The following is a 25,316-nucleotide window of genomic DNA, read 5'->3' as shown; positions in this document are numbered from 1 at the left end:
TAGCATCTAGCATCTAGCATCTAGCATCTAGCATCTAGCATCTAGCATCTAGCATAAAAATATACAGGATTCACATGTACCAACTCAGCTTTTCTATGCCCGAGTTTCTTGAAAACTACTGGCATAAAAAACCAACCATCTTAAAGGGTGGCTTCCAAAACTTCGTCGACCCAATTTCGCCGGAAGAACTTGCTGGTTTATCGATGGAAGAAGAAGTGGATTCTCGCTTTGTCTCTAACCTCGACAATCAGTGGACTGCAGAACACGGCCCATTCTCTGAAGAAAAGTTTGGCGAATTAACCGAAACTCATTGGCAACTGATCGTTCAAGCAGCGAACCACTGGCACCAAGGCGCAAATCAGCTGACTGAGGCGTTCCAAGCGTTACCAAACTGGTTATTCGACGATCTCATGATCTGCTACTCAGCACCTGAAGGCGGCGTAGGCCCACATATTGATCAATACGATGTCTTCATCATTCAAGGTCAAGGCAAACGTCAATGGAAGGTTGGCGCTAAAGATGTTGGCCAATACAAAGAGACTGTTCAAGCGTCTGCACTTCGTCAAATTGAAGGTTTTGACCCAATCATTGATGAAACTTTAGAGCCGGGCGATATCCTTTATATCCCACCAGGTTTCCCACATGAAGGGAGCACGTTAGAGCCGTCAATGAGCTACTCTATTGGCTACCGCTCGCCTAAAGAACAAGAACTGATCAGCAACTTTGCCGATTTTGTGCTTGCTCATGATATGGGTGACGTACACCTGCACGATCCAGAATTCAAAATGCAAGAAGGCTACGGAAAAATTCGTTCATCGGATTTAAGTAATCTCACAGGCATGTTGAAATCTGCACTAGAGCAACCTGAAACCATCAGTGAATTCATGGGTTGTCTGCTAAGCCAATCACGCCACCAGCTTGATATCGTTGCTCCAGAGCCACTATGGACTCAAGAAGAGATCGCTCAACACATAGAGTCTGAAGGTGAAATTCACCGAGTATCAGGCTTAAAAGCGCTCTACCACGAAAATGAAAGCAACACGGCTTACATCAATGGCGAAGTGGTTAAGGTTGATGAAGCGGATTCTTCGTTACTCAACATACTTTGCGATGAGACCATGATTACCTCGGCTACTGCCCTATCTCCTTCGGGCGTAACTGTCGTGACTGAATTGGTCAACAAAGGCTACTGGTTTATCGAAGAGTAAGCAACGTCAACCGCTGGTTATTGCCTAGCCTCTAAATAAACAATTAAAAAAGGGACAAATGAAATCTTCATTTGTCCCTTTTTCTATTCAAGAACTGGTTAAGGCTTAATGCTTATACCTTGAACTGATTGACCAACTTCTGTTGTTGTTGAGACAGTTGGTCAATTTCATTGCCGACTTGCTCAGAAGCCGCGGCTTGCTCCAAGATCTTCGCACTCAAATCGCGAATATTAACCACGCTTTGATTTACTTCACCGGAAACCGATTGTTGCTCTTCGGCTGCTCGAACGATCTGACTGTTCATATCACTGATCGCCTCAATAGAAGTAAAGATCGACCCCAGATCTTCAACTGCTTTCTGAACGTGTAGTGCTGTATCGTTAGCTAGGATATTGCCTTCTTGTATTGCTTCAACGACATCTTGAGTTCCAGCATGAACCTTGTCGATCACCGCTCTGATCTCACCAACCGATGACTGGGTGCGACTTGCGAGGTTTCTTACCTCATCCGCAACAACAGCAAAACCTCGACCTTGTTCGCCAGCACGAGCCGCTTCAATCGCCGCGTTCAATGCCAGTAAGTTAGTTTGCTCAGAGATCCCTTCAATCACACTTAAGATCTCGGTGATGTTTCCGTTATTTTTTGCCAATTCTTCAACAATAGGAACAGCACTCGACATACGCTCCACCAGCTTTCTCATTTCACCTGCTGAAAGTTCGATGACTTGTTGCCCTTGTTGAGCAGAACGATTCGCTTCGCACGCTGCATCAACGGCCACTTCTGCATTTTGTACCACTAAGCCCGCAGTTTGAGTCATCTCTTCGGCCGCTGTCGCCACAAGATCGACTTCTTTAAATTGAGATTCACTGCTTTCTCTGGTGCTTGATGCCGATGCTTTAGCCTGGCTTGTCGTACTCGCCACTTGTTCAGTGGTGTGAATAACTTCTTTGATCGTGTGTTGTAACTTGTCTAAGAATAAGTTGAACCCTTTAGATAGCTGACCAATTTCGTCTTGAGACTTCACTTCCAAGCGCTGCGTCAAATCACCTTCACCTGAAGCGATGTCATTCAACCTTTCCACAACCTGACGAATCGGCTTCACAATAGACAACGAGGCAAACGCGATAATGGCTAAGCCAAAGATAATAAACACTGTACCGGCGATCACTTCTGTTTTGATGCCTTCACTTAGCTTAGTGCTAATGATGGAATCCAATTTATTTGCGTCAGCGACGACACTGTCTCTTGGGATCTCAAACAACACCCCCCAAGTTTGGTTAGCTGCAACAACAGGTGCAAAGGCAAGTAACCACTCACCGTTCTCGCTCCATTGCGTTGTCACTTCACCACCAAAGATAAAGTCGGTCATTAAATCACTGTTTGTATTGCCACTTTGGAAAGTTGAACCGACTGCAATGCTTGAATCATCAGAAGCGATGACCGAACCATCTAGACTAACCACGTAAGCTTTACCCGCACCGTTAAACAAGCTCTGGTCAGATTGAGTAATCACACTGGTTAAACCATCAAGTCTTAGATCAATACCAAGAAAACCAATAGCAACGTCGTCAACCAAAATAGGGACTGAAATAGAGGACGTAAGTAGTGCTACACCACCGCTGTTCACGACTCTCGGCGTACTAATACACGTTTGCCCTGAAGACAAAGGACAGTAAAAACGTTCGCTATTGCTGTCATCATTCAAGATAGATTCTGAAAGAACGTTCGCTAGAACATTTTCACCGTTATCTGCCACCTTCCAGTAAGGAGCAAAACGACCTTTTTCGTTAGAACCAACATAATCAGCATCGACATAATTCGCATCTTCACTATCGAGCAAGTCAGGCTTGAAAACTAGATACGCTCCTTGAATAGAGTCGAAGTTTAAAACCGAGCGACGAACCATTTCATCCAAGGCGGTACGAAGCTCTTCACTTGGTGTAAAGTTTTCGTCTGCATTGTTTTTTAGAAACTGAGCACTGGCCGCAAGCATCTCTGCGCGGTAAATAGCTTCGTCTACATAACGTTGAGTTTCTTGAGCATTAAGCTGAGAAACAGACGCCAGCAGCTGCTGAGTTTTATTGATAACTGATTCTGAACTTTGAGATTTGATGACTTGTTGATTGCTCGTTGCGTTGTAGATCGAGAAACCAATAAGAGACAGTGACGTAATGATTAAACAACAACCTGCTAAGAGGGTTATTTTCCACTGTACCGATAGAGAGCGCATTTAATATCCTTATTTAAGCCAAAAGACTTCCATAACCATAACTATCACATCGACAACGAATTGCTGTACAAAATGTAAACAAGTTAGACGAATAGCTTAGCGGATAATTACAGCACAAATTGCTTACATATAAAACGAAAGTTTATACAAATGTTAATAGAGCGTGTTTTCTTCCTTTTTTCTGTGATTTAAAATGATGTACTCATATAATCATTAGCTGTGTTGCTTAGGTTTTAGCGCTTTGGACATAGCGGACATAGCCAGAACATCGATATTTAAAGGAAGCCTACTCCACCCTCTCCCTCTTTAAAATGTAGCGATTTCGGATTAGTTTTTATAATCCAAGTTATGGATTTTTATCTTGCTCAACTTCACACTCTTTGATTGCTAAGCCCGCAATCAAGCTCTAATATCTCGCGCCTAGATTCCCTGATCACTTTATTCATTTGGCTCTCCTTTAATGGAGCGCTAAGGCTTTTTACGTCTTAATTTTTGGAGAGATACGCAAATGTCCGCCTCGTTTCCATTAGCGAAACTTACCTTTTTAATCGCTATTCTCACTGCCGTAGGTCAAATGACTCAAACGATGTACGTGCCTTCTATCGGTCATATGGCAGGTGAGTTCTTAGTTTCGGCATCTTCACTGCAAGCGGTGATGGCGTGTTACTTGATCCCTTATGGTCTGTCGCAATTTGTCTACGGCCCACTTTCTGATCGCCTAGGTCGTAAACCGATCATCGTGATTGGTTTGATCATCTACATCATCGGTACTTTGGTAGCATTGTTCGTTCACGAATATGAATGGTTCTTAGCAGGTAGCTTTATCCAAGGTCTAGGCATCGGTTGTGGCGGTGCGATGTCTCGTACATTGACTCGCGACTGTTTTGAAGGCGCAGAACTGCACCGTGCAAACAGCTTGATTAGCATGTGTGTGATTTTCTCACCATTGATGGCTCCTGTACTGGGTGGTTACCTAACAGAAGTTTTCGGCTGGCGTTCTAGCTACTTATTCCTTGCGCTGTTTGGTATTGCTGTTGTGATCACTATGATGACGAGCATGATGGAAACACTGCCGAAAGAACGACGCAAGCATGAATCGGTTGCCAACAGCTACAAGTTCGTTCTGTCTGATAAACGTTTCCAAGGTTTCTTATTGGTATTAGTCGCAACCTTTGCTGGTGTAGCCGTATTTGAAGCAGCGGCAGGTGTGTTGCTTGGTGGCGTACTTGGCTTACCGGCAACCACAGTAAGCTTGCTGTTTGTCTTGCCTATTCCAGGTTACTTAGTCGGTGCAGGCTTATCTAGTTACATCGCACAACGTCGCTCTGAGCGCCGTGCATTGAATGTTGGTCTGGTTGCGATATTGGTAGGCTCAACAGTGGTATTGATACCGGGTCTGTTTGGTCAAACAACAGCATTAACTTTGATTGGCGGTGCCACAATTTACTTCTTGGGCGCTGGCATATTATTCCCAGCAGCAACAACAGGGGCACTTTCGCCATTCCCGTACCACGCTGGTACTGGAGGTGCGATTTTAGGTGGTATGCAAAACCTAGGTGCTGGCATCGCAACACTATTGGCATCGTTCTTCCCAGCTCAAGACCAACTGCCACTCGGTTGCCTGATGATTGCTATGTCATTCATCGCTATGCTTGGTTTACGTTGGGTTAATCGTAAACCTGACCACTCAAACGAAATGCCATTGGCTATTTAACGTAAAACTCGAATCTTGCTAAACAAAGGAAAGGGACATACTGAAAAGTGTGTCCCTTTTTGTTGCACATTTATTCCTTCCACTCTCACGTATCAGTAATTTCATTTAACATTGCTTTGATTTTTTGAAAACAATAACAGACACTTACGATGAAGGTGCATATCCAGAATCCAATTATAAATAATATCACTGGAAGAACACCAACGTACCTGAACTCTCACAACAAAGGATGCTGGCATTAAAACGAGTAAGGTACACACTAGGGATATATAGATGCGTATCGCTTTAACCACATTAGTCGTATCAATAGCGCTTGTCGCCGGATGCAGCAATCAAGGAATATCAACCATGAACCACTACTCTCAATCACAGCTCGTCGCTCAGCAAACCCAAGCACCCGTTGCTAAGAAAGTCCCTCACGCAATGACGATTCATGGTGACTCCCGAATCGATGATTACTACTGGATGCGCGATGATGCACGCCAAGATCTAGAGATTTTGCAACAGCTTGAGCAAGAGAATCAGTACGCAGATACAGTGTTAAAACATACAGAAGCAGCACAAAAACAATTATTTCAAGAGATCAAAGGCCGAATCGCAAAAGACGACAATTCGGTACCGGTTCGCAAAGGCAGTTACTACTACTCGAATAAGGTCACAGGCGACAACGAATACCCAGTTCACCTGCGTGAAAAAAACTTTTTAGGCACAGACAAGCAAGTCATCTTAGATGTTAACGAGCTAGCAAAAGAGCATGAATTCTTCAGTATTGGTGGCTTAACGATCAGCCCAGACGAAAACTTGTTGGCCTATGGCGAAGATACGCTGAGCCGACGAATTTACACCATCAAGATCAAAGACCTCACAACAGGTGAATACCTAAAAGATGAAATTGAAGGCGCTTCAAGTGCTATCGCGTGGCAAAACGACAACCAAGCCTTCTACTACATCAAAAAAGATCCACAAACATTGCTAGGTTATCAAGTTTACCGCCACGTTTTAGGCAGCGCTCAAGCAAGCGATCAGTTAATCTACGAAGAGACCGATAGTGCTTACTACACCTCTTTGAGTAAAAGCAAAGATGGTGAACAGGTCTACATTTGGCATTCGAGCACAGAAACCAGCGGTGTCTCAGTCATCGATGCCAACAACCCAAAGGCTACAGCTGAGGCTTTCTACCCAAAAGAGACCGGCATAGAGTACAGCATCGCTAAGCTAGGTGATTGGTATTACATCTACACCAACTACCAAGCGGTCAATTTCCGTTTAATGAAAGTCACAGCTGAAGAGATGCATGATCGCTCAAAATGGGTCGATGTCATCCCAGCAGACGATAATACTCAGCTTGTAGATTTCGAGTTGTTTGATGACCATCTTGTCTACGAGCAACGCGCGGATGGCTTGTCTACAGTGAAAGTTCGCCAACTCTCAACAGGCCACGAGTTTCCACTTGAATTTAACGACACCGCATTTGCCGCTTACCTAACGAGTAACTATGAATTAGATAACGCAAAAGTTCGTATCTATTACAGCAGCTTAACCACGCCAGGTACTTACTATGATTTCGACCTAAGTACAGGTGAATCCGAGCTCATGAAGCAAACACCCGTATTAGGTGATTTCGAAGCGGATAACTACCAATCAGAGCGAATCATGATTACGGCTCGCGATGGTAAGCAAGTTCCTGTCTCTTTGGTTTATCGTAAAGACTTATTTAAGAAAGACGGCACTAACCCAATCTACCAATACGGCTATGGGTCTTACGGCTCTACGATTGAACCTACCTTCAGCTCAACTCGCCTAAGCCTACTGGATAGAGGTTTTGTTTATGCCATCGCACATGTCCGCGGTTCAGAAATGCTTGGTCGCCCTTGGTATGAAGATGGAAAAAAACTGACCAAACAAAACACGTTCAACGACTTTATTGATGTAACCAAAGAGCTTGTTGAAGAAGGCTACGGCGCAAAAGATAAAGTGTTCGCCGTTGGTGGCTCTGCTGGCGGTCTATTGATGGGGGCAATCATCAACCAAGCACCAGAACTGTACCGTGGTATTGGTGCACATGTTCCGTTTGTAGACATTGTGACAACCATGCTCGATGAATCGATTCCTCTAACCACCAACGAGTATGACGAATGGGGTAACCCGAACGATAAAGCCTACTACGATTACATGCTGGGGTACTCACCGTACGACAACATTAAGGTACAAAACTACCCGAACATGTTGGTGACAACAGGCCTCCATGACTCACAGGTGCAATACTTTGAGCCAATGAAATGGGTCGCAAAGTTACGGGAGATGAAAACAGACAACAACGTGTTGCTGTTCAAAACCGATATGGAAGCCGGTCACGGTGGCGCTTCTGGTCGATTTAAACGATTGAAAGAAGACGCACTTGAATACGCGTTCTTTTTAGATTTACTAAAGACTCAATAGATTCTACGTAACTGTAAGTATTCACATCATTTAATGTCGCCATTTTGTCTCTACAAAGTGGCGACAGAAATTATTAAGCATGGTTAAATACGATGAACCATGAAATCCACCAAATCAAAAACCTTTAAAAACAAGTAGTGCCAAAGGTTTACGAGAGGTATAAAAACAAATGAAAGTAATTAGCTTCAACATCAACGGTCTTAGAGCCCGCCTTCACCAACTGCAAGCTATTATCGACAAACACCAACCCGACGTGATTGGTCTGCAAGAGATAAAAGTGCACGATGAAGCCTTCCCAATTGCTGATGTTGAAGCAATGGGCTATAAGGTTTACTTCCACGGTCAAAAAGCCCACTACGGTGTGGCAATGTTGTGTAAGCAAGAGCCTATTTCTGTGCAGAAGGGTTTCCCAACAGATAATGAAGACCATCAAAAACGCATGATCATGGCGACGTTTGAAGATGAAGATGGTGAAAAGGTTACCGTGCTAAATGGCTACTTCCCTCAAGGGGATAACATCAAGCATGAAACAAAATACCCGTACAAACGCCAGTTCTATAAAGACTTAATGACTTACTTAAACGATTATCACAACAAAGATGAGCAAGTGATTGTGATGGGCGACATTAATATCAGCCCTATCGACGCAGACATCGGCATTGGTGAACCTAATGCGAAACGTTGGTTAAAAACAGGTAAATGCTCTTTCCAACCAGAAGAGCGAGAATGGTTGAAAACATTGATGGACTGGGGCTTTGTAGACAGCTTCCGCTTGCTGCACCCTGAAGTGAATGATCAATACTCGTGGTTTGATTACCGCTCAAAAGGCTTCGTAGACAACCGCGGCCTGCGTATTGATGTAGTCCTAGCGACTCAAAAGCTTGCCGATAAGTGTACTGAAGCTGGCATCGATTACGAGCTACGCGGCATTGAAAAACCGTCAGATCACGCTCCGATTTGGTCGACGTTTAAATAAAATCCAAATTAAATTTCAAATCAAAAATGCACAAGCTTTTGTTTAGCTTGTGCATTTTTTTTACTTAGCTCAAATCCACTCAAAAAGCTTGAGATAGTTCACATTCTCGCCACTGCCCATCTATACTATTTGGACAACCAATGGAGAGAGTTTTGTATGGACGCAAAGCCTTGGGCCGGTATAAATCCAATTAATCTGCGTAGTTTACTTCCGATGATGGTGGTCAGCGGAGCGATCAGCGTATTGATGTTAGTCGTTCCCTTATTCAGCCTTCAAGTGTTTGATCGAGTCCTCTCAAGTCAAAGTTTAGATACGCTTCTATTCTTGGCTTTCATTGCTGTGTTCCTACTTACAGCCCAAGCGTTCCTTGACGCGTCTAGAGCCAAGTATGCACAAAAGAAAGCGATCAAATTTGAATTTATCGCGTCTCAGCAGCTATTTGAACAAACCTCCTTCTCATCGAAATCAAAAGAAAAACATCTGTTCAACGATATAAGTGAGGTAAAGAGCCTACTCTCTTCTCCAGCCTACTTTGTCATGTTTGATCTGCCATTCACTCCCCTTTTTCTTATTATTATGTTTGCGATTCATCCATATATAGGATTAGTCGGTGTGGGTGCCGTTGTTTTTATTCTCATGACAACATTGCTTTCTCATTGGGTTAAATCTAAGCACTTTAAAACCACTTACTTAAGCCAGCTCGCAACACAAAGAAAAAACGACGAGTGCTTTCAAAAACACGCCACGATCTTTAGCCAACATCAACAACAAGGTTTAAGTCAGACCTACCAAGAAATATTGGCGGAGAAGAGCTGGTCTCGAAGCCATTTAGATCAAGCCACCTGTTCACTGAGTGCATTTTCTCGTTACATACGTATGGTCCTTCAACTCATCATCATGGCTGTCGGAGCAAGTCTAGTCATTCAAAATGCCATGTCTGCTGGTGGAATGATTGCGGGTTCAATCCTAATGGCGAGAGCACTCCAGCCAATTGAGATGCTCTCTAGTGGTATTCAAGCATGGAAAACTGGTTTGGATGCAAACAAACGCTTAGCTAAGGAATTTGCTTCTCATACTAAACATACCGAGCGAACCGAGTTGGAAACAATTAAAGGTGATCTGGTCATCGACAACGTCACATGGTTCGCGTCTGAAAAACTTAACAAGCCGACTCTTAATGGTTTGAAGCTAAGACTGGAATCAGGAAATCGAGTCGCATTGATAGGCCCTAGCGGGTCAGGTAAGTCTTCCATCTGCAAAATGATCACTAACGGCATATCGCCCTCAAAAGGTGGCATTTCTATCGATGGACTCAATGTTGAGTTGTGGAATCTGAATCAGTTCAAACACACCGTCGGTTATGTTCCTCAGCACATCGACTTTTTACATGGCACTGTCAAACAAAATATCGCCCGATTTGATTCCAACGTTACGGATAGCCAAATCGTCAGATCCGCTATTCAAGCCGGTGTGCATGATGCTGTTGTCGCCTTACCGAATGGATATGAAACGATTATCGGTTCTTTTGGTCATCAGTTATCTGGTGGACAAGCCCAGAAACTTGCCATCGCAAGAGCATTGGTTTTCTCACCTAAGCTACTCGTGCTTGATGAGCCTGATTCCCATCTCGACAAAGAAGGCGAAGAGTTTCTTGTTTCGCTATTACAATTGGCGAAAGAGAAATCCATTTCTGTCGTGATGGTAACGCATAACCCAAGCTTACTCAGACATGTCGATTGGGTTGTTGAATTGAAAAACGGCCAGATAACGCAAGCAGGCGAAGCGAGTAAAGTTGTCCGGTCGCTCTTCAATGTCGCTTCCTCGGAGGTGTCGAATGGCTAGTATTCATCATGACGATAAAGGTATTCACTTCGACGATGGTAGAAAACTGATCTTTTCTACATTCAAAATACAGGTGTTCATCTGGTTAGTTCTTGTGACTACTCTTGGTGGCTTTGCTGCTTGGGCATACCTAGCCCCGCTTTCTTCTGCTGCCATTGCGCCAGGCGTGATTATCGTAGAATCAAAGCGAAAACCCATTCAGCACTTAGAAGGCGGGATTGTAGAAATCGTCCATGTTTCTGACGGCGATCATGTTCAAAAAGGCGAACTACTCATCACGTTAAGTCACACACAAGCTCAAGCATCGCTTCTAAGGCTAAGAGCTCAGTGGCAAAGTGATTTAGCGCGGCTGAACCGCTTACAATCAGAGTTAGCGAGCCATCAAGAAATTCAATTTGATATGAGATTACTCTCCCTCATGAGCGACCCAAACGTATCAAGCTTACTTGATACGCAGAGTAAGCTTTTCAGCAAAAGACAATCGTTAAAATCAGGTGAATCCGATGTGTTACAGCAAAAAGTCGAGCAATCAAAACTTGATCTGCAAGGCTTCCAACAACGATTCTTAGCCGGAAACCGAAGCCTGAAGTATTTAGAAGAACAGGTACAAATGCACCAAGATTTGCTTGTTTCCGGTAACACATCCAAATCTCGGTTATTGGATTTACAGCGAGAACGCTCTCAATTACAAGGTAACGTTGCTGACCTCAAAGCTAGGATTGGCCACGCCAAACGCACCATCGCCGAAGCGAAATTAGAGCTGATTAACGCCGATTATACTTACGCCAAAACGCTCGGCGAAGAGATACAAGATTTAGAAAGAAAGCTGAATGAAACCAGAGAGGCTATGGTCAATGCTCAAGATATTCTTACCCGGGTTGAAATAAGAGCACCTCAAAGTGGTGTGGTGGTTGGACTTAATGTGGTCTCCGAAAATGCCATTGTTCCACCCGGTGAAACCTTAATGGAATTGGTTCCGCAAAATGACGAGTTGATTGTAGAAGCGTTAGTCAAGCCAGAAGACATTGAAGCCTTACGAATTGGGTTGGATACCCAAGTAAGACTGACCGCATACAGTTTCCGTAAAACACCACCGATTCGTGGAAAGTTAGTCCATATTTCGGCTGACCGCATTAGCGATCAAGCCACAGGATCTTCTGCTTACTTAGCGAGAGTATCGTTAGATAAGTCTGAGCTAGAAGCATTAGAAAACATCTCATTGTATCCGGGCATGCCCGCAGAAGTGATGATTTTACTTGAGCAACAAACACCGCTCGAGTATCTACTCAATCCACTCTCTGTGAGCGCCTATAAGGCAATGAGAGAAATTTAACCAAGCGCGAGAAGAAAAAGCCAAACTCATCGTGAGGTGAGGACGGAAAGCCGCAGATCTCAAGGATGAAGCGAGATGGCTGGGCTGCCTCTATGTATCGAATGATATGTGAGGAAAAAACGATGGCAGAAGTAACCAATACAGCAGCAGGACTGAAAAGTAATGGTAGCAATGATACCAATATACTAGTAGATGGTCCTAACCTCCCCACCCCAGAATCTAGAGATGTCAACAATGACCTTTCTAACCTCAGCGGCGATAACCTCGAAGTACGAGCCGGTAAAGGCGACGACATTGTGCATGCCGGCAGCGGCGATGACTTTATCGCTGCTGGACGTGGATCGGACACAATTAAAGCAGGTGCCGGAAACGATGTGGTTGAAGCTTGGAATCATTCGCTCAATGCTGGTGATGAAGCCGGCGTTAACCGCGATTTAAGCGCGGCACGCGATAAAGATTTAGAAGCGCTAGGAGAAGAGTGTGTTGACGACATTGTGGTTGCAGGTGCCGGTGATGATTATGTTGAAGGCGGTGCGAACAATGACATTATTTATGGTGACAGAGGCGCTGGTGCAGAATTTGGCGAAAACCTAATCAGCGATGGTGATTTTGAAGCTTTTGACCTTGGCAATACATGGGGAACAGCGCCAAGCGCCGGTGCATGGAACGCCGAGGTTGGCAGTATCGAGATTCAAGAACAACTGCATGGCGGTGTCCCAGCTGATGGTTACGGGACTGATATCGCCAGTGGTCACTTCCTAGAATTAGACTCGCATGGCGCGAATTCAAATTCAACCGTCTCCCAAACATTTACGGTCGATGACGACGGTATATATCAACTCGATTTTTCCTACGCTTTCCGTAATAAAGGAGGCGATAGCACCACCGCTCCTTTCACAGTCCAAATAATGGCGGGCACCGACGTTGTATTCGAGAAGTCTTTCCAAGACATTGACGGCGTCGATGATGATTGGGATCTGTTTAGCGAAGATGTCGATCTCTCTTCAGGAAATTACTCACTCAATTTTATTGCCGACGGCGCAGAAGACACCTTTGGGGCTCTGATTGATAATGTGTCATTGAAGCAGGTACTGCATAACGATGTGCTCATTGGTGATAACGGGCCAGACGCTGCAAATGAAGGCGCCGCTGGGAACGACTTGATTCGAGGCGGTAAAGGGAATGACGTAATTATCGGCGATAACTTTGAAGCGCTGTCGTTTAACGAAGGAACCGGCGAGTTTGAATTAGCGGAGCCAACGACATCCGTCGACCTATCAGCAAATTCAACCGCCTACAACGCTGATGGATCTGTCGGTACCGTTGATACAGGTAATGCAAGTTCTGGCGGTACAGGTTATGGGGTAGATGGCGCAGCAGAGGCTGGCGTGCTTGCTCAAATTGGCTTCAGCTACGACGGCGTTACCGGTGAAGGTGCATCAGAGATGTTTTCCGTCAGCTTAGACGAACATACAATGATTGCTAAAGTCGGCATTTCCAACCTCTACTTAAATGAAGGCGACAATGGCGTAGATGAGGCAGGCCATTGGGCAGCATATCGGGAAGGTATTCTGGTCGCTGAGGGCGATTTCATTGCGAGCGATTTAGCGGATGGCAATAACAACAGCGGTTATCTAAACATCGGTCCTGATGACACTGGCTTTAAAGCCTTTGATGAACTTCAGTTTACTGCCGTTGGTCCTGCATTTGACAAAAACGGAGACGCTAATGCCGATTCAAGTGACTACTACGTCACTTCTGTTACCACCGATGGCCTAACGGGTGACGGAACCGATATATTGCGCGGTGGTCGTGGGGACGATGTCATTCTTGGTGGTGACAACGCCAAAGGTGGCATACCTGAACTCGATCCTGAGACGGGTTACTACGATGTAAGTAGCTTCAGAGGGACTATTGACGTCACTATGGAAGGCACCGAAGCGGGCTTCGAAAATTCGTTTGGTTACTTCACAAAAGACAGTGAAGGCAATGTAAACGCTGAAGTCATTTGGGGGAATGTGAAAGATCACCTTCCAAACTCTGAAGCTGGCAACAGCTTTAGTCTCGATTTGGGGCACTGTGATGATTGCGTTGATACGCTCGGGTTCTTCATTATCCCAGATGGCGGGAATGACGGTTTCGTCTCAGGCGAAAGTATCGCAATTGACTTAAACACTCAACAAGCGACCAGCTCTAACAATAGTGACCACCCCTTCTTGCTGGGCGTACAAAATTTAGTCGGTAGTAACGGCAACCTTACCTTAGATGTTAGCGGCATTAACAACTTCAATCCGGGTACAGAACTCGGAAATCAGTTCTGGAATGACAACCCTGGCGGTGATGGTGACTTCGATGATGTGGTAACCACCGTTGAAATCGACGACCAACCAGAGCAATTGTTTGGTGGTAAAGGCGATGATTGGCTTGATGGCGGAGACGGAATCGACCATATCAAAGGCGGTAAAGGCGATGACATCATCATTGGTGGTGGTGGTGCAGACGAAATCCGTGGGGGTAAAGGCAACGATACAGTAGCCTTTGATGCAGAGGATACTCTAATTCATGGTGGTAAAGGGTTCGATGTACTGGTCGCCAATGACCCTGGTGGTGTCGATATCGACATGTCGAAGGGGTCAAACATCAATGGGTTTGAAGCAGTCATAGGGGGAGACTCAGCTAATGACAAACTGACTATTTCTCTAGGTAAAACCTTCAATCAAAACCATGACCTTGATGGTAATAGAGCAAAGAACGACGACCAAGTTGCTGAATTCTTTGCTTTAGGAATTGAAGATATCGACGCAAGTCATCTTCAAGGATTCCAATACCAAACCGCAACATCAGTGACGCTAGACCAAGATATGCAAGATAAACTTGGACTCGATGGAACTGAAACGATTACCGCTTATAGCTTCACCAAAGGAGGCAAAGAAGTCATCATCTACACTGATGCATCCTTTGATGGTGATTTCATTGGCGTTAATGAAGTTTAATTGCTTTTTGAACTAGTAAATCAGAAGCAAAGTTAAAGGACTTATTGCTTGTGTAATAAGTCCTTTTTGCTTCAAAGAGCTACTCAACTAATTCCTATACAAACCCTAAATAAGAACGGCGCTCAATGAGCGCCGTTTTGTTAACTGTGTGAATACCGTGCAATTAGCTAAGGGGTCTTAGATAAGCAAGGAAACGCTTCTCTGCGAATTTGAAAATCGCGATGATGATGAACGTTAGTGCCATGTAGAACAGACCTGCCGTTAGGAAAGACTCGAATGGGGCATAGTAACGAGAGTTAACCAAACGAGCTGCACCGGTTAGATCCATAATGGTTACGATACCCGCTACCGCAGAGCCGTGAAGCATGAAGATAACTTCGTTACTGTAAGCCGGTAATGCACGACGTAGAGCACTTGGCAAAATGATGCGGCGGTAAGTCTTTGGTGTGCTCATGCCGTACGCTTTTGCTGCTTCAACTTCACCTTTAGGTAAGCCGTTAATGGCACCGCGAATGATCTCTGCCGTATATGCTGATGTGTTAAGAATGAATGCTACTAGAGCACAGAACCAAGCGTTTTCCCATAGCGTGTCTTTTACTGGGAAGAACTGATCCATACCGTAGTAAATCAGATACAACTGAACCAATAACGGTGTACCACGGAAGAAATAAATGAACGACCAAGCCGGAGCGTTAATCAGCATATTTGGGCTGTTACGAGCAATCGCTAATGGTATGGCTACGAATAAGCCAATAATCAAAGCGACACAAACCATCCAAGCCGTTGTCCATAAACCACCAAGGTAAATCGGTAGGCTTTCAATTATCAATGAAAAGTCCATAACTACCTCGCGTGGATACTGAATTTACGTTCAACCAGCTTAAGCAGGCCCGTTGAAACACTGGTGAAGAATAAGAAGATAATCGCCACTGTCATATAGAAGGTAAATGGCATTTTGGTTGAACCCGCTGCCAGTGCGCTAACACGCACCATATCTTCTAGGCCAATAATGGAAACCAACGCAGTGGTTTTAAGTAATACCAGCCAGTTGTTCCCAAAACCCGGTAATGCGTGACGAATCATCTGCGGTAGCAGTATGCGGTGAAACGCCTTTACAGGGCTCATACCATAAGCTTTTGCCGCTTCCATTTCACCGCTGTCGACAGCCATGATGGCACCACGGAACGTTTCTGCCATATAGGCACCGAAAATAAAGCCTATGGTTAAGACACCAGCAACAAATGGGCTGACATCAATATAATCAGGTAAGTAAGCGGTCCATTCGTGGTTAGGATCACTGGATGCAAACCACTCGTTGAGCCACTCGTTGATGGAATACAAACTGTTGTTTAAAAGGATTTGTCCACCAAAGAAAATCAGCATCATCAGTACGAGATCTGGAATGCCTCGAATGACGGTTGTGTAGAGGGTTGCAATAGCACGAGCCCAGCGATAAGGCGCGAGTTTTGCTAAGGCACCTAGCATACCAAGAACCATAGCTAAAATTAGCGACAGCAAGGCAACTTCGATTGTGAGCACCGCCCCTTTCAGGATCGACGCTTCATATCCTTGTAAATCAAACATAATGGATTCCAACAGAACTGCGAAAAAGTTGGTAAGACAGGGAGAGGAGAACCTCTCCCTTAAGAATTGACGCTAAAGATTACTGACCGTATACGTCGTAGTTGAAGTATTTAGCCGCGATATCTTGGTAGATGCCTTTTTCACGTAGTGAAAGGATTGCCGCATCTAATTGCTTAGTCAGATCTTTGTCTTGCTTACGAACAGCAATACCCATACCTTCACCGAACCACTTAGGATCCGTTAGAGAGGGGCCAACAAACTCGTAGTCTTCACCACCAGCTTTGTTCAGCACGCCTTCTTCTAGAGCAGATGCATCACCTAGTACAGCAGCAACACGACCGTTTGCTAGATCAAGGTAAGCTTCGTCGAATGAACCGTAACGAACGATCTCTACTGTATCGCCGTAGTTGTCTGTTAGGTATTTATCGTGAGTTGTTGCACGTTGAACTGCAATCTTTTGACCGCTTAGATCATCAAAGTTAAGGCCTGCACCTTTCTTAGCGATGAACTTGTTTGGGATAAGTGCGTATTTACCAGTGAAGTCGATTTTTTTCTTACGCTCTTCCGTGATAGACATTGCCGCGATGATCGCATCATATTTACGAGCAAGTAGAGAAGGAATGATACCATCCCAGTCTTGTGCAACGATCTTACACTGCACCTGCATTTCAGTACAAAGTGCGTTAGCCATATCGACATCGAAGCCTTTCAGTGACCCGTCAGCTTCTGTCCAGCTAAATGGAGGGTAAGCACCTTCAATACCAAAGCGTACTGTTTTCCATTCTTTTGCTTGAGCTACGCCCGTTGCAGCAGTTGCAGCAAGTGCCGCGACTAATAACCACTTTTTCATATCCCTACTCCTGTGATTTAGGTTTTTATGTTTTGCTAGTTTTAATATTGTGTTTGTTGTTGCTTATTAACTTACTTGTTGTGTTTTATTGTTCACACCGTCGCTGTTTACCGTTGGCAACGGCGTTTCAATTCTGATTAGTAAATCGATGAGATAAATTGTTGTAAACGTTCAGATTCAGGTTCCGTAAACAGTTTAGCTGGATCGCCCTGTTCTTCCACTAGACCTTGGTGCAGGAACATCACATGGTTTGATACGTCACGAGCAAAAGCCATTTCATGTGTTACCACAAGCATAGTTCTTCCTTCTTCTGCTAGATCTCGCATTACACCGAGTACTTCCCCTACTAACTCAGGGTCAAGTGCTGATGTTGGCTCATCAAACAGCATCACTTCCGGATCAACCGCTAACGCTCGAGCAATTGCCGCTCGTTGTTGTTGTCCACCGGATAAATGACCTGGGTAGTAATCTTTGCGCTCATACAAGCCTACTTTTTTAAGTAGTAGTTCTGCATTTTCAATCGCTTGAGCTTTAGGTACACCTAATACGTGAACGGGTGCTTCGATAACATTTTCGAGAACGGTCAGGTGAGACCAAAGATTGAAGCCTTGAAAAACCATCGCTAAGCGTGAACGGATACGCTGTACTTGTTTTTCGTTGGCAGGAACAGATACGCCTTGGCGGTTGTTTTTCATTTGAATTAATTCGCCATTAACCCAAATCTCGCCTGCAGTTGGTGTCTCTAAAAGGTTGATACATCTAAGGAAAGTACTTTTACCCGACCCTGAAGATCCGATAATCGATACAACATCGCCTTTATGCGCAGAAAGTGAAATTCCCTTTAAAACTTCATTTTGACCAAACGTTTTGTGTAGATCCTTTATGTCCAGCGCTGGTACATCTTTCATGCGCTTTCTCTCCCAAGTTTGTGAAAATGCAAGGTACTCCGACCTTTTCATGCGATACAAACTAGCACCACACGAAACAACATGCAACAAATTATTAACCTGATAAATTGGAATAAATAGCGATTCACTCTGACTTATTATGCAAAAGGTAGCGTTTTCGCCTCAATTTAATGAATGAGTTCTATCAATAAGCTGCAATTACACCCCTTACATTGTTTAAATAAAGTTAATCAAAATGAGATTCACGTAGCTTGATGTCTCACAAGAAAAACAAGTTTTGTGAACTTAGATACGCCGAGATCTGCAAAATATAATCTGCACGCTCAACACTACATACACACCGTAAGGCACAATTATTTTAAGGTTATTACATTGTAAACATTTCACTCGGAACAGTTGGGAAGCAAGTAATAGTGAAATAACTCAGTAAGAATTGAGTATTGAACTCGAGCCATGACGACAAAGGCTCGAAGAAGATAGGTAAACGTCAATTTGTGAAAACTAATTACACGATTCATCAATGGGAAGTTAATGAATCGCTGCGTTTTGTAGCTTTCTTTCACATATACTCATAAAGTGATCAAGATCAATCACCCTAAAGGGTAAGCTTGTTAGACTCCTCAGCAAAGAATAAGGCATTAAAAATGCCAAACATTTCTTTTAACTTAGCTGCATAAAGCACAGCAAAACCGTGCAACATAATGTTAATGAGTTATAACTAAGAAATAACGCAATTACGCAATTACGCGAACTTATAGAATTCAATTTTAGAATTACTAACAAAAAATATGAGGAATCTATGTCAGACGTTGTCAATAATGCGAACTCTGAAGTAGAAGAGAAAAGCTATAAAGAGCTACACCGTCCTGCTTCTGAATTTGAGAGCCGCTCAGATTATCTAGATCACGAACTTCAAATCATGAAGCCTCGCCGCTTCGGTTTAAACCTTCCAGGTCGTGACTTCCGCTTTGAACTTGAAGATCTTGTTCCTGCACTTGCTGGTACTATTGGTATCATTGCGATGTACTCTGCAGTAATGATGTCGTGGGCTGATGGCCTAACTCAAGCTTGGGATCACGTAAACCTAGGTAAAGACTTCGCAATTGAAGTCGCTCGTGTAGAAATGCTTATTCCTGCACTACTGTTTTGTATCCTTGCTTCTGGTTTCTTTAACCCTAAAGCAAACCTTGCCGGCAACCACGGCCCAATGATCCCTCTTATCGGTACCATCGCTCTCGCTGGTGCTCACCCTCTTGCATTGGCCATCCTGATCGGTGTGTTCGGTCTCATCCTAAGTTTCCTAAAAGGCGGATCTAAACTTGTTAACCTAACTTCTGAAGGTACAGCAGGTGGCTTGCTCATATTCTTAGGCTTAACCGGTACCATGAGCCAAATCAACTCAATTCAAGAGTGGGCGGTTGGTCTTCAATCTTCTACCGTTGAAGCGGGCAGCATGGGTTACGTTGGTTTAATCGTTCTTGCTATTACTATTGCTATCTACGCTTTCTTAGCAAAAGTGAACAAGCGTTGGTTAGCTATCCCTGTTTGTGCATTCACAGGCCTTGCTATTGCATTAGTTCTAGGTGCTGGTTTCGACATCGTATTCGAAACTGAAATGGGTATTCCAAACCTAAACCCAGTTTACTGGTGGGGTTCTACTTCTGAAGGTTGGATGCTTGGCTTGCCAAACGTTGAACACTTCATCGCATCTCTACCATTTGCAATCCTTGCTGTAGCAATGTGGTCTCCTGACTTCCTAGGTCACCGTATCTTCCAAGAACTGAACTACCCTAAACGCTCTGAAAAAGTTCTGATGGATGTTGATGACACAATGACTATGTGTTCTGTTCGTCAAATGGTAGGTACTGCAGTTGGTGGTGGTAACATCACATCTTCTTGGGGTACTTACATGATCCCAGCAGCAATCGCGAAACGTCCAATTCCTGGCGGCGCAATCTTGCTTGGTTCTCTATGTATTATTGTTGCGATTCTTGGTTTCCCGATGGACGTAGCAGTATGGCCACCAGTGATGCGTGTTGCGCTACTTGTAGGTGTATCTCTACCTCTACTTGAAGCAGGTATGCAAATGGTTAAGGATTCAAAAGATTCTCAAGCGGCTGGTATCTGTATCTTTGGTTCAGCGGTTGTTAACCCAGTATTAGCATGGGCACTAACTATGCTTCTTGATAATAATGGTCTAATTGGTGATAAAGAGCGTGCAAAGCGTCTATCATTTGTAGATAAGATTGTTATCCCTGTTGGCGTTTTAGTTATCTGTCTAGTGGCAATGCTTGCAGTTGGTATGCTAGAAGGTCAGTATGGTCTAAAAGCTTGGCTATAATAGTCCTTACTACACAAAAGTAGTATTAGGATTAAAAAAAAGTTTGGGTGGCAACCCCTGCCACTCAAATTTTTTCAACTTTTTTTGGCATTTATTGATTTAGTTTAAGGTTTGCAGAAATTTTTTAGCGTAGTCTTGAATACATAGAGTAAAGACAACATATAAAAGGTAGTGACAATATATATAACCATATGATGCTTATATGCTCATATATATTGTTATTAATAAGAGTGTACTACCCTTACGAGGGGCGCTGGCTCAACAGTGTTAATGTACGTATTTTTTCTACTAAAAAGGTAGGTATGTCATGGCAGAGCAATTTGCTAAAGCTTGGGAAGATTTTGCTGCAGGTGAGTGGCAAAGCGAAGTAAACGTTCGTGATTTCATTCAAAAGAACTACACGCCGTATGAAGGCGACGAGTCTTTCCTAGTTTCTGAGGGTACTGAAGCAACTAACAAGCTTTGGTCTTCGGTAATGGAAGGTATCAAACAGGAAAACGCAACTAAAGCACCTGTAGATTTCGATACTTCTGTTATCTCTACCATTACTGCTCACGATGCAGGTTACATTGAGAAAGATCTTGAGACTATCGTTGGTCTACAAACTGAGAAGCCACTAAAACGTGCAATCATCCCTAACGGTGGTGTGCGTATGGTTGAAGGTTCTTGTAAAGCATACGGTGAAACTCTTGACCCAATGGTTTCAAAAATCTACTCAGAATACCGCAAAACACACAATGCTGGCGTTTTCGATATCTACACTCCTGATATCCTAAAATGTCGTAAGTCTGGTGTTCTGACTGGTCTTCCTGATGCTTACGGCCGTGGTCGTATCATTGGTGACTACCGTCGTGTTGCACTTTACGGTATTGATTTCCTAATGAAAGACAAGCAAGCTCAATTTGCTTCTCTTCAAGAGCAATTCGAAAACGGTGAAAACCTAGCAGAAACAATGCAACTGCGTGAAGAGATCTCTGAGCAACATCGTGCTCTTGGTCAAATCAAGCAAATGGCTGAGAAATACGGTTTCGATATCTCTGAGCCAGCTCAAACAGCTCAAGAAGCTATCCAGTGGACTTACTTCGGCTACCTAGCTGCTGTTAAATCTCAAAACGGTGCTGCAATGTCTCTAGGTCGTACTTCGACTTTCCTAGACATCTACATCGAGCGTGATATCGCTGCTGGCAAGATCACTGAAGAACAAGCACAAGAAATGATCGACCACTTCGTAATGAAACTGCGTATGGTTCGTTTCCTACGTACTCCTGAGTACGATGAGCTGTTCTCTGGCGACCCAATCTGGGCAACAGAGTCTATGGGTGGTATGGGTATCGACGGTCGTACGCTAGTAACGCGTTCGAACTTCCGTTTCCTAAACTCTCTATACACTATGGGTCCTTCTCCAGAGCCAAACATCACTGTTCTTTGGTCTGAGCAACTACCTGACGGCTTCAAGCGTTTCTGTGCGAAGGTATCTATCGATACTTCTTCTATCCAGTACGAAAATGATGACCTAATGCGTCCTGACCTAGAGTCTGATGATTACGCTATCGCTTGTTGTGTATCTCCAATGATCGTTGGTAAGCAAATGCAGTTCTTCGGTGCTCGTGCTAACCTTGCTAAAACAATGCTTTACGCAATCAACGGCGGTGTGGACGAGAAACTTAAGATGCAAGTTGGTCCTGTTTCAGACAAGATCACTGACGAAGTTCTTAACTACGATGACGTAATGGGTCGCCTAGACACATTCATGGACTGGTTAGCTAAGCAATACGTGACTGCACTAAACAGCATTCACTACATGCACGACAAGTACAGCTACGAAGCGTCTCTAATGGCTCTTCATGACCGTGACGTTCGTCGTACAATGGCTTGTGGTATTGCTGGTCTATCTGTTGCAGCTGACTCACTGTCTGCAATCAAGTTCGCGACTGTTAAACCAATCCGCGACGAAGATGGCATTGCAACTGACTTCGAAATTGAAGGCGATTACCCTAAATACGGTAATAACGACTCTCGTGTAGATGATATTGCTTGTGAACTAGTTTCTACGTTCATGAACAAGATCCGTAAGCTTAAGACTTACCGTAACTCTATCCCTACACAGTCAGTTCTTACTATCACGTCTAACGTTGTATACGGTAAGAAAACTGGTAACACTCCAGACGGTCGTCGTGCTGGCGCTCCTTTCGCTCCTGGTGCAAACCCAATGCACGGTCGTGATGAGAAAGGTGCTGTAGCATCACTAACGTCTGTAGGTAAACTACCATTTGCTGACGCACAAGATGGTATCTCTTACACGTTCTCTATCGTGCCAAACGCACTAGGTAAAGAACAAGACAGCCAACGTGCTAACCTTGCAGGCCTAATGGATGGTTACTTCCACCACGAAGCTGGCATTGAAGGTGGTCAACACCTTAACGTTAACGTTCTTAACCGCGAAACTCTTGAAGACGCAGTTAAGCACCCTGAGAAATACCCTCAGCTAACAATCCGTGTATCTGGTTACGCTGTTCGCTTTAACTCTCTAACTGCAGAGCAACAAGCTGACGTAATCGCACGTACATTTACTGAGTCTCTATAAGCTCACGCTCAATAGACAGTAAATAATATTAGCCTCGCCAATGTGCGGGGCTTTTTTATATCTGAAATAAATCGCACTACACTCACCTATCCCGCGAAATGTTAGGTTGAGCAAAAAAGCACCCTGCCATTCACTTTTTTTCCACAAATTCTGTCAAATTACGGTAATATCGCGGTTCATAATTTAAGAGTAACTGCTCCATGAAATACCTGCGTTGTTTACCCCTGATTCTTCTCTCTTTCTCATCTTTAGCCTCTGAGCGTTCTACGTTAACTTTTGCTTTAGATAATGATGGTATTTTTGGTGTCGACCAAGACTATACCAACGGCTTATTTCTGGGTTACACATCATCAAGTATTGCGCCATATAACTGGGTAAAACCATTGAGTCTTTCCTACTGGGGCGCAAGCTCTCTAGACAAGTGGGAAATCACCATTGGCCACAAGATGTATACGCCTTCTGACATTGAGTTAGAAACGCCATCGCCTAATGATCGCCCATACGCAGGTTACCTTCACACTGAATTCAATTACATCAGCTTAAACCCACAGCAAGCCCAGCGTTTTAATATCACGTTTGGTACTACGGGCGAACGTGCACTGTCTGAAGATGCTCAAAAGCTGGTTCACTCGATCACAAAATCAGATGAGCCGATGGGTTGGGAATACCAAGTTGATGATGAGTGGGCGGGAAGCGTTGGTTACCTAAGCCATTTCAACCTAATGCGTAATCAAGCTCTTGCGAATACTGACTACGAAATCTCTAACGTTTCTGAAATCAACGTCGGTAACTTTAGAAGTGATATCTCGACTGGTTTTATGTTCCGTTGGGGTACGGACTTAGGCGGTAACTTTGGTGCAGCTAACATCACCACAGAAAACCCATTCAAACCTGGCATGATCGGCGCATCAAACGCTGGTTGGTTTACCTATGCAGGCCTCGAAGGTCGCTACCGATTCAACGACCTGACTATCGAAGGCGATCGCTCAGGTGTTGATGAGTACGCTAATAAAAACAACGAAGATCCAGCGATCTACGATGTGACTTTAGAGAACATTCAAGCAACTGCTGTATTGGGTGTCGCTTGGTATAACCGATACGTTGGTGCCTCTTTCGCGCTAACCGCAAAAACACCGGATTACGAAGAAGCGAAAGAGTCAGTGTACACCACTGGCGGTATCACAATGTTTGCTTTCTTCTAGCCACCAGTAAGGGCTTTCGTCCTTTACTTTTCAAGTTTAATAAAGGCAATCATCTTCACAGGTGGTTGCCTTTATTTTTAAAGGTCTCGTTACCATTTGACCCTATTTTATGTACCGTTTTTGTAATAAAATAAACGGTATAAATTCCTCTACGAGAATAGCTCATGTCTACAACTGGTCGCATTCACTCATTCGAATCTTGTGGTACTGTCGATGGCCCTGGTATCCGCTTTATTGTGTTTCTTCAAGGCTGCTTAATGCGTTGTATGTACTGTCATAACCGTGATACATGGGATCTTCATGACGGAAAGGAAGTAACGGTCGAAGAGATCATCAACGAAGCAAAATCATACCGTCATTTCATGAAAGCATCGGGCGGTGGTATCACCTGTTCTGGTGGTGAAGCGATGCTACAACCTGAGTTTGTTCGTGACTTTTTCCGCGCAGCTCAAGCTGAAGGCATCCACACTTGTCTTGATACTAATGGCTACATTCGTAAGCACACTGAAGTGGTTGATGAAGTCCTAGAAGCCTCTGATCTAGTTATGTTGGATCTTAAGCACATGCGAGATGAGATTCACCACGATTTCATTGGTGTATCAAACAGACGTACTCTGGATTTTGCGCGCTACCTACACAAAATCGGTAAGAAGACGTGGATTCGTTATGTGATTGTCCCTGGCTACACGGACACGCCTGAAGATGCTCATCTGCTAGGTGAATTCATCAAAGACATGGATAACATCGAGAAAGTAGAGCTGCTTCCATACCATAAGCTGGGTGCACATAAGTGGGAAGCACTTGGTTTTGACTACCCTCTTGAAGGTACAAATCCGCCAAGCAAAGAGAAAATGGATGAGATTGTTGCTGTTCTTAGCCAGTATCATTCAAACGTAAAATACTAATACTGCAGACGATGCTCAACCTCTATTTTAAACGCCTCAATTTCGATTGGGGCGTTTTCTTTTCTAGCGCTAACTATCCTTTCACTTTTCTTTACAACTTTTGTTTATCAATTAAAAAAATCATATTAAATCCGTGTTGAGATCATGTTTCCACGCGTAGGAATGCTGTTACTCTTACTGCAACAAAAGAATATAACATTTAGTTTT

Annotated in this window: 16 protein-coding genes and 1 riboswitch; of the genes, 11 read left to right on the top strand and 5 right to left on the bottom strand. The window is 44.0% G+C overall.

Going from position 1 to position 25,316, the window contains the following annotated elements:
* The first annotated feature begins 74 nt into the window (after positions 1-74).
* Positions 75-1,208 (top strand): cupin domain-containing protein, encoded by a 1,134-nt coding sequence (locus AB6E30_RS02335; protein ID WP_017066710.1) that lies wholly within the window; start codon positions 75-77, stop codon positions 1,206-1,208.
* 112 nt (positions 1,209-1,320) lie between these two features.
* Here AB6E30_RS02335 and AB6E30_RS02330 read toward each other — a convergent pair whose 3' ends face one another.
* Positions 1,321-3,438, bottom strand: coding sequence for a methyl-accepting chemotaxis protein (locus AB6E30_RS02330; RefSeq protein ID WP_065585119.1), 2,118 nt, complete (start codon positions 3,436-3,438; stop codon positions 1,321-1,323).
* Positions 3,439-3,946: 508 nt separating this feature from the next.
* Between AB6E30_RS02330 and emrD the strand changes: the two genes are divergently transcribed.
* The 6 genes from emrD to AB6E30_RS02300 all read left to right on the top strand — a co-directional run bounded on the left by emrD (position 3,947) and on the right by AB6E30_RS02300 (position 14,735).
* Entirely contained in the window at positions 3,947-5,152 is a 1,206-nt protein-coding gene (gene emrD / locus AB6E30_RS02325) for a multidrug efflux MFS transporter EmrD (RefSeq protein WP_372102516.1), read from the top strand.
* 348 nt (positions 5,153-5,500) lie between these two features.
* Complete coding sequence (locus AB6E30_RS02320) at positions 5,501-7,591, top strand: S9 family peptidase (protein ID WP_372102522.1); 2,091 nt, start codon at positions 5,501-5,503, stop codon at positions 7,589-7,591.
* A gap of 169 nt (positions 7,592-7,760) precedes the next feature.
* Positions 7,761-8,567: an exodeoxyribonuclease III gene (gene xthA, locus AB6E30_RS02315; protein ID WP_017070028.1), complete on the top strand. Its 807-nt coding sequence runs from the start codon at positions 7,761-7,763 to the stop codon at positions 8,565-8,567.
* 156 nt (positions 8,568-8,723) lie between these two features.
* A complete protein-coding gene (locus AB6E30_RS02310) occupies positions 8,724-10,409 on the top strand; it encodes a type I secretion system permease/ATPase (protein ID WP_017062120.1) in 1,686 nt (561 codons plus the stop codon).
* Positions 10,402-11,742: an HlyD family type I secretion periplasmic adaptor subunit gene (locus AB6E30_RS02305; protein WP_372102514.1), complete on the top strand. Its 1,341-nt coding sequence runs from the start codon at positions 10,402-10,404 to the stop codon at positions 11,740-11,742. Before AB6E30_RS02310 ends, AB6E30_RS02305 begins: the two co-directional genes overlap by 8 nt.
* Before the next feature lie 9 nt (positions 11,743-11,751).
* A riboswitch (cyclic di-GMP riboswitch) is annotated at positions 11,752-11,834 on the top strand.
* A gap of 30 nt (positions 11,835-11,864) precedes the next feature.
* The gene (locus tag AB6E30_RS02300; RefSeq protein ID WP_372102512.1) at positions 11,865-14,735 is read left to right on the top strand and encodes a hypothetical protein; all 2,871 of its coding nucleotides are present in this window, start codon (positions 11,865-11,867) and stop codon (positions 14,733-14,735) included.
* A 163-nt stretch (positions 14,736-14,898) separates the two neighbouring features.
* Here the strand turns inward: AB6E30_RS02300 and AB6E30_RS02295 are convergent, their stop codons facing one another.
* From AB6E30_RS02295 to AB6E30_RS02280, 4 genes are all read right to left on the bottom strand, one after another.
* Positions 14,899-15,576 carry an ABC transporter permease gene (locus AB6E30_RS02295; protein WP_017062123.1) on the bottom strand — a complete coding sequence of 226 codons (678 nt, stop codon included), beginning with the start codon at positions 15,574-15,576 and terminating at the stop codon, positions 14,899-14,901.
* Positions 15,577-15,578: 2 nt separating this feature from the next.
* The gene (locus AB6E30_RS02290) at positions 15,579-16,319 is read right to left on the bottom strand and encodes an ABC transporter permease (RefSeq protein ID WP_017062124.1); all 741 of its coding nucleotides are present in this window, start codon (positions 16,317-16,319) and stop codon (positions 15,579-15,581) included.
* Between the two features lie 79 nt (positions 16,320-16,398).
* The gene (locus AB6E30_RS02285) at positions 16,399-17,169 is read right to left on the bottom strand and encodes an ABC transporter substrate-binding protein (protein WP_017062125.1); all 771 of its coding nucleotides are present in this window, start codon (positions 17,167-17,169) and stop codon (positions 16,399-16,401) included.
* 137 nt (positions 17,170-17,306) lie between these two features.
* Positions 17,307-18,077 (bottom strand): ABC transporter ATP-binding protein, encoded by a 771-nt coding sequence (locus tag AB6E30_RS02280; protein WP_004736532.1) that lies wholly within the window; start codon positions 18,075-18,077, stop codon positions 17,307-17,309.
* Positions 18,078-18,876: 799 nt separating this feature from the next.
* Here AB6E30_RS02280 and AB6E30_RS02275 point away from each other — a divergent pair.
* The 4 genes from AB6E30_RS02275 (at position 18,877) to pflA (ending at position 25,109) form a co-directional block, all read left to right on the top strand.
* Positions 18,877-20,418: a DUF3360 family protein gene (locus AB6E30_RS02275; protein WP_372051810.1), complete on the top strand. Its 1,542-nt coding sequence runs from the start codon at positions 18,877-18,879 to the stop codon at positions 20,416-20,418.
* Between the two features lie 307 nt (positions 20,419-20,725).
* A complete protein-coding gene (pflB, locus tag AB6E30_RS02270) occupies positions 20,726-23,002 on the top strand; it encodes a formate C-acetyltransferase (RefSeq protein WP_017066931.1) in 2,277 nt (758 codons plus the stop codon).
* Positions 23,003-23,202: 200 nt separating this feature from the next.
* Positions 23,203-24,204 (top strand): lipid A deacylase LpxR family protein, encoded by a 1,002-nt coding sequence (locus AB6E30_RS02265; protein ID WP_372102510.1) that lies wholly within the window; start codon positions 23,203-23,205, stop codon positions 24,202-24,204.
* A gap of 164 nt (positions 24,205-24,368) precedes the next feature.
* Positions 24,369-25,109: a pyruvate formate lyase 1-activating protein gene (gene pflA, locus AB6E30_RS02260; protein WP_010437353.1), complete on the top strand. Its 741-nt coding sequence runs from the start codon at positions 24,369-24,371 to the stop codon at positions 25,107-25,109.
* Positions 25,110-25,316: the final 207 nt, after the last annotated feature.

The organism is Vibrio sp. 10N.247.311.12 (assembly GCF_041467515.1).
Taxonomy (GTDB): Bacteria; Pseudomonadota; Gammaproteobacteria; order Enterobacterales; family Vibrionaceae; genus Vibrio; species Vibrio crassostreae_C.
Note: the sequence above shows the minus strand (reverse complement) of the source record. Positions and strands in the feature narration are given on the sequence as shown.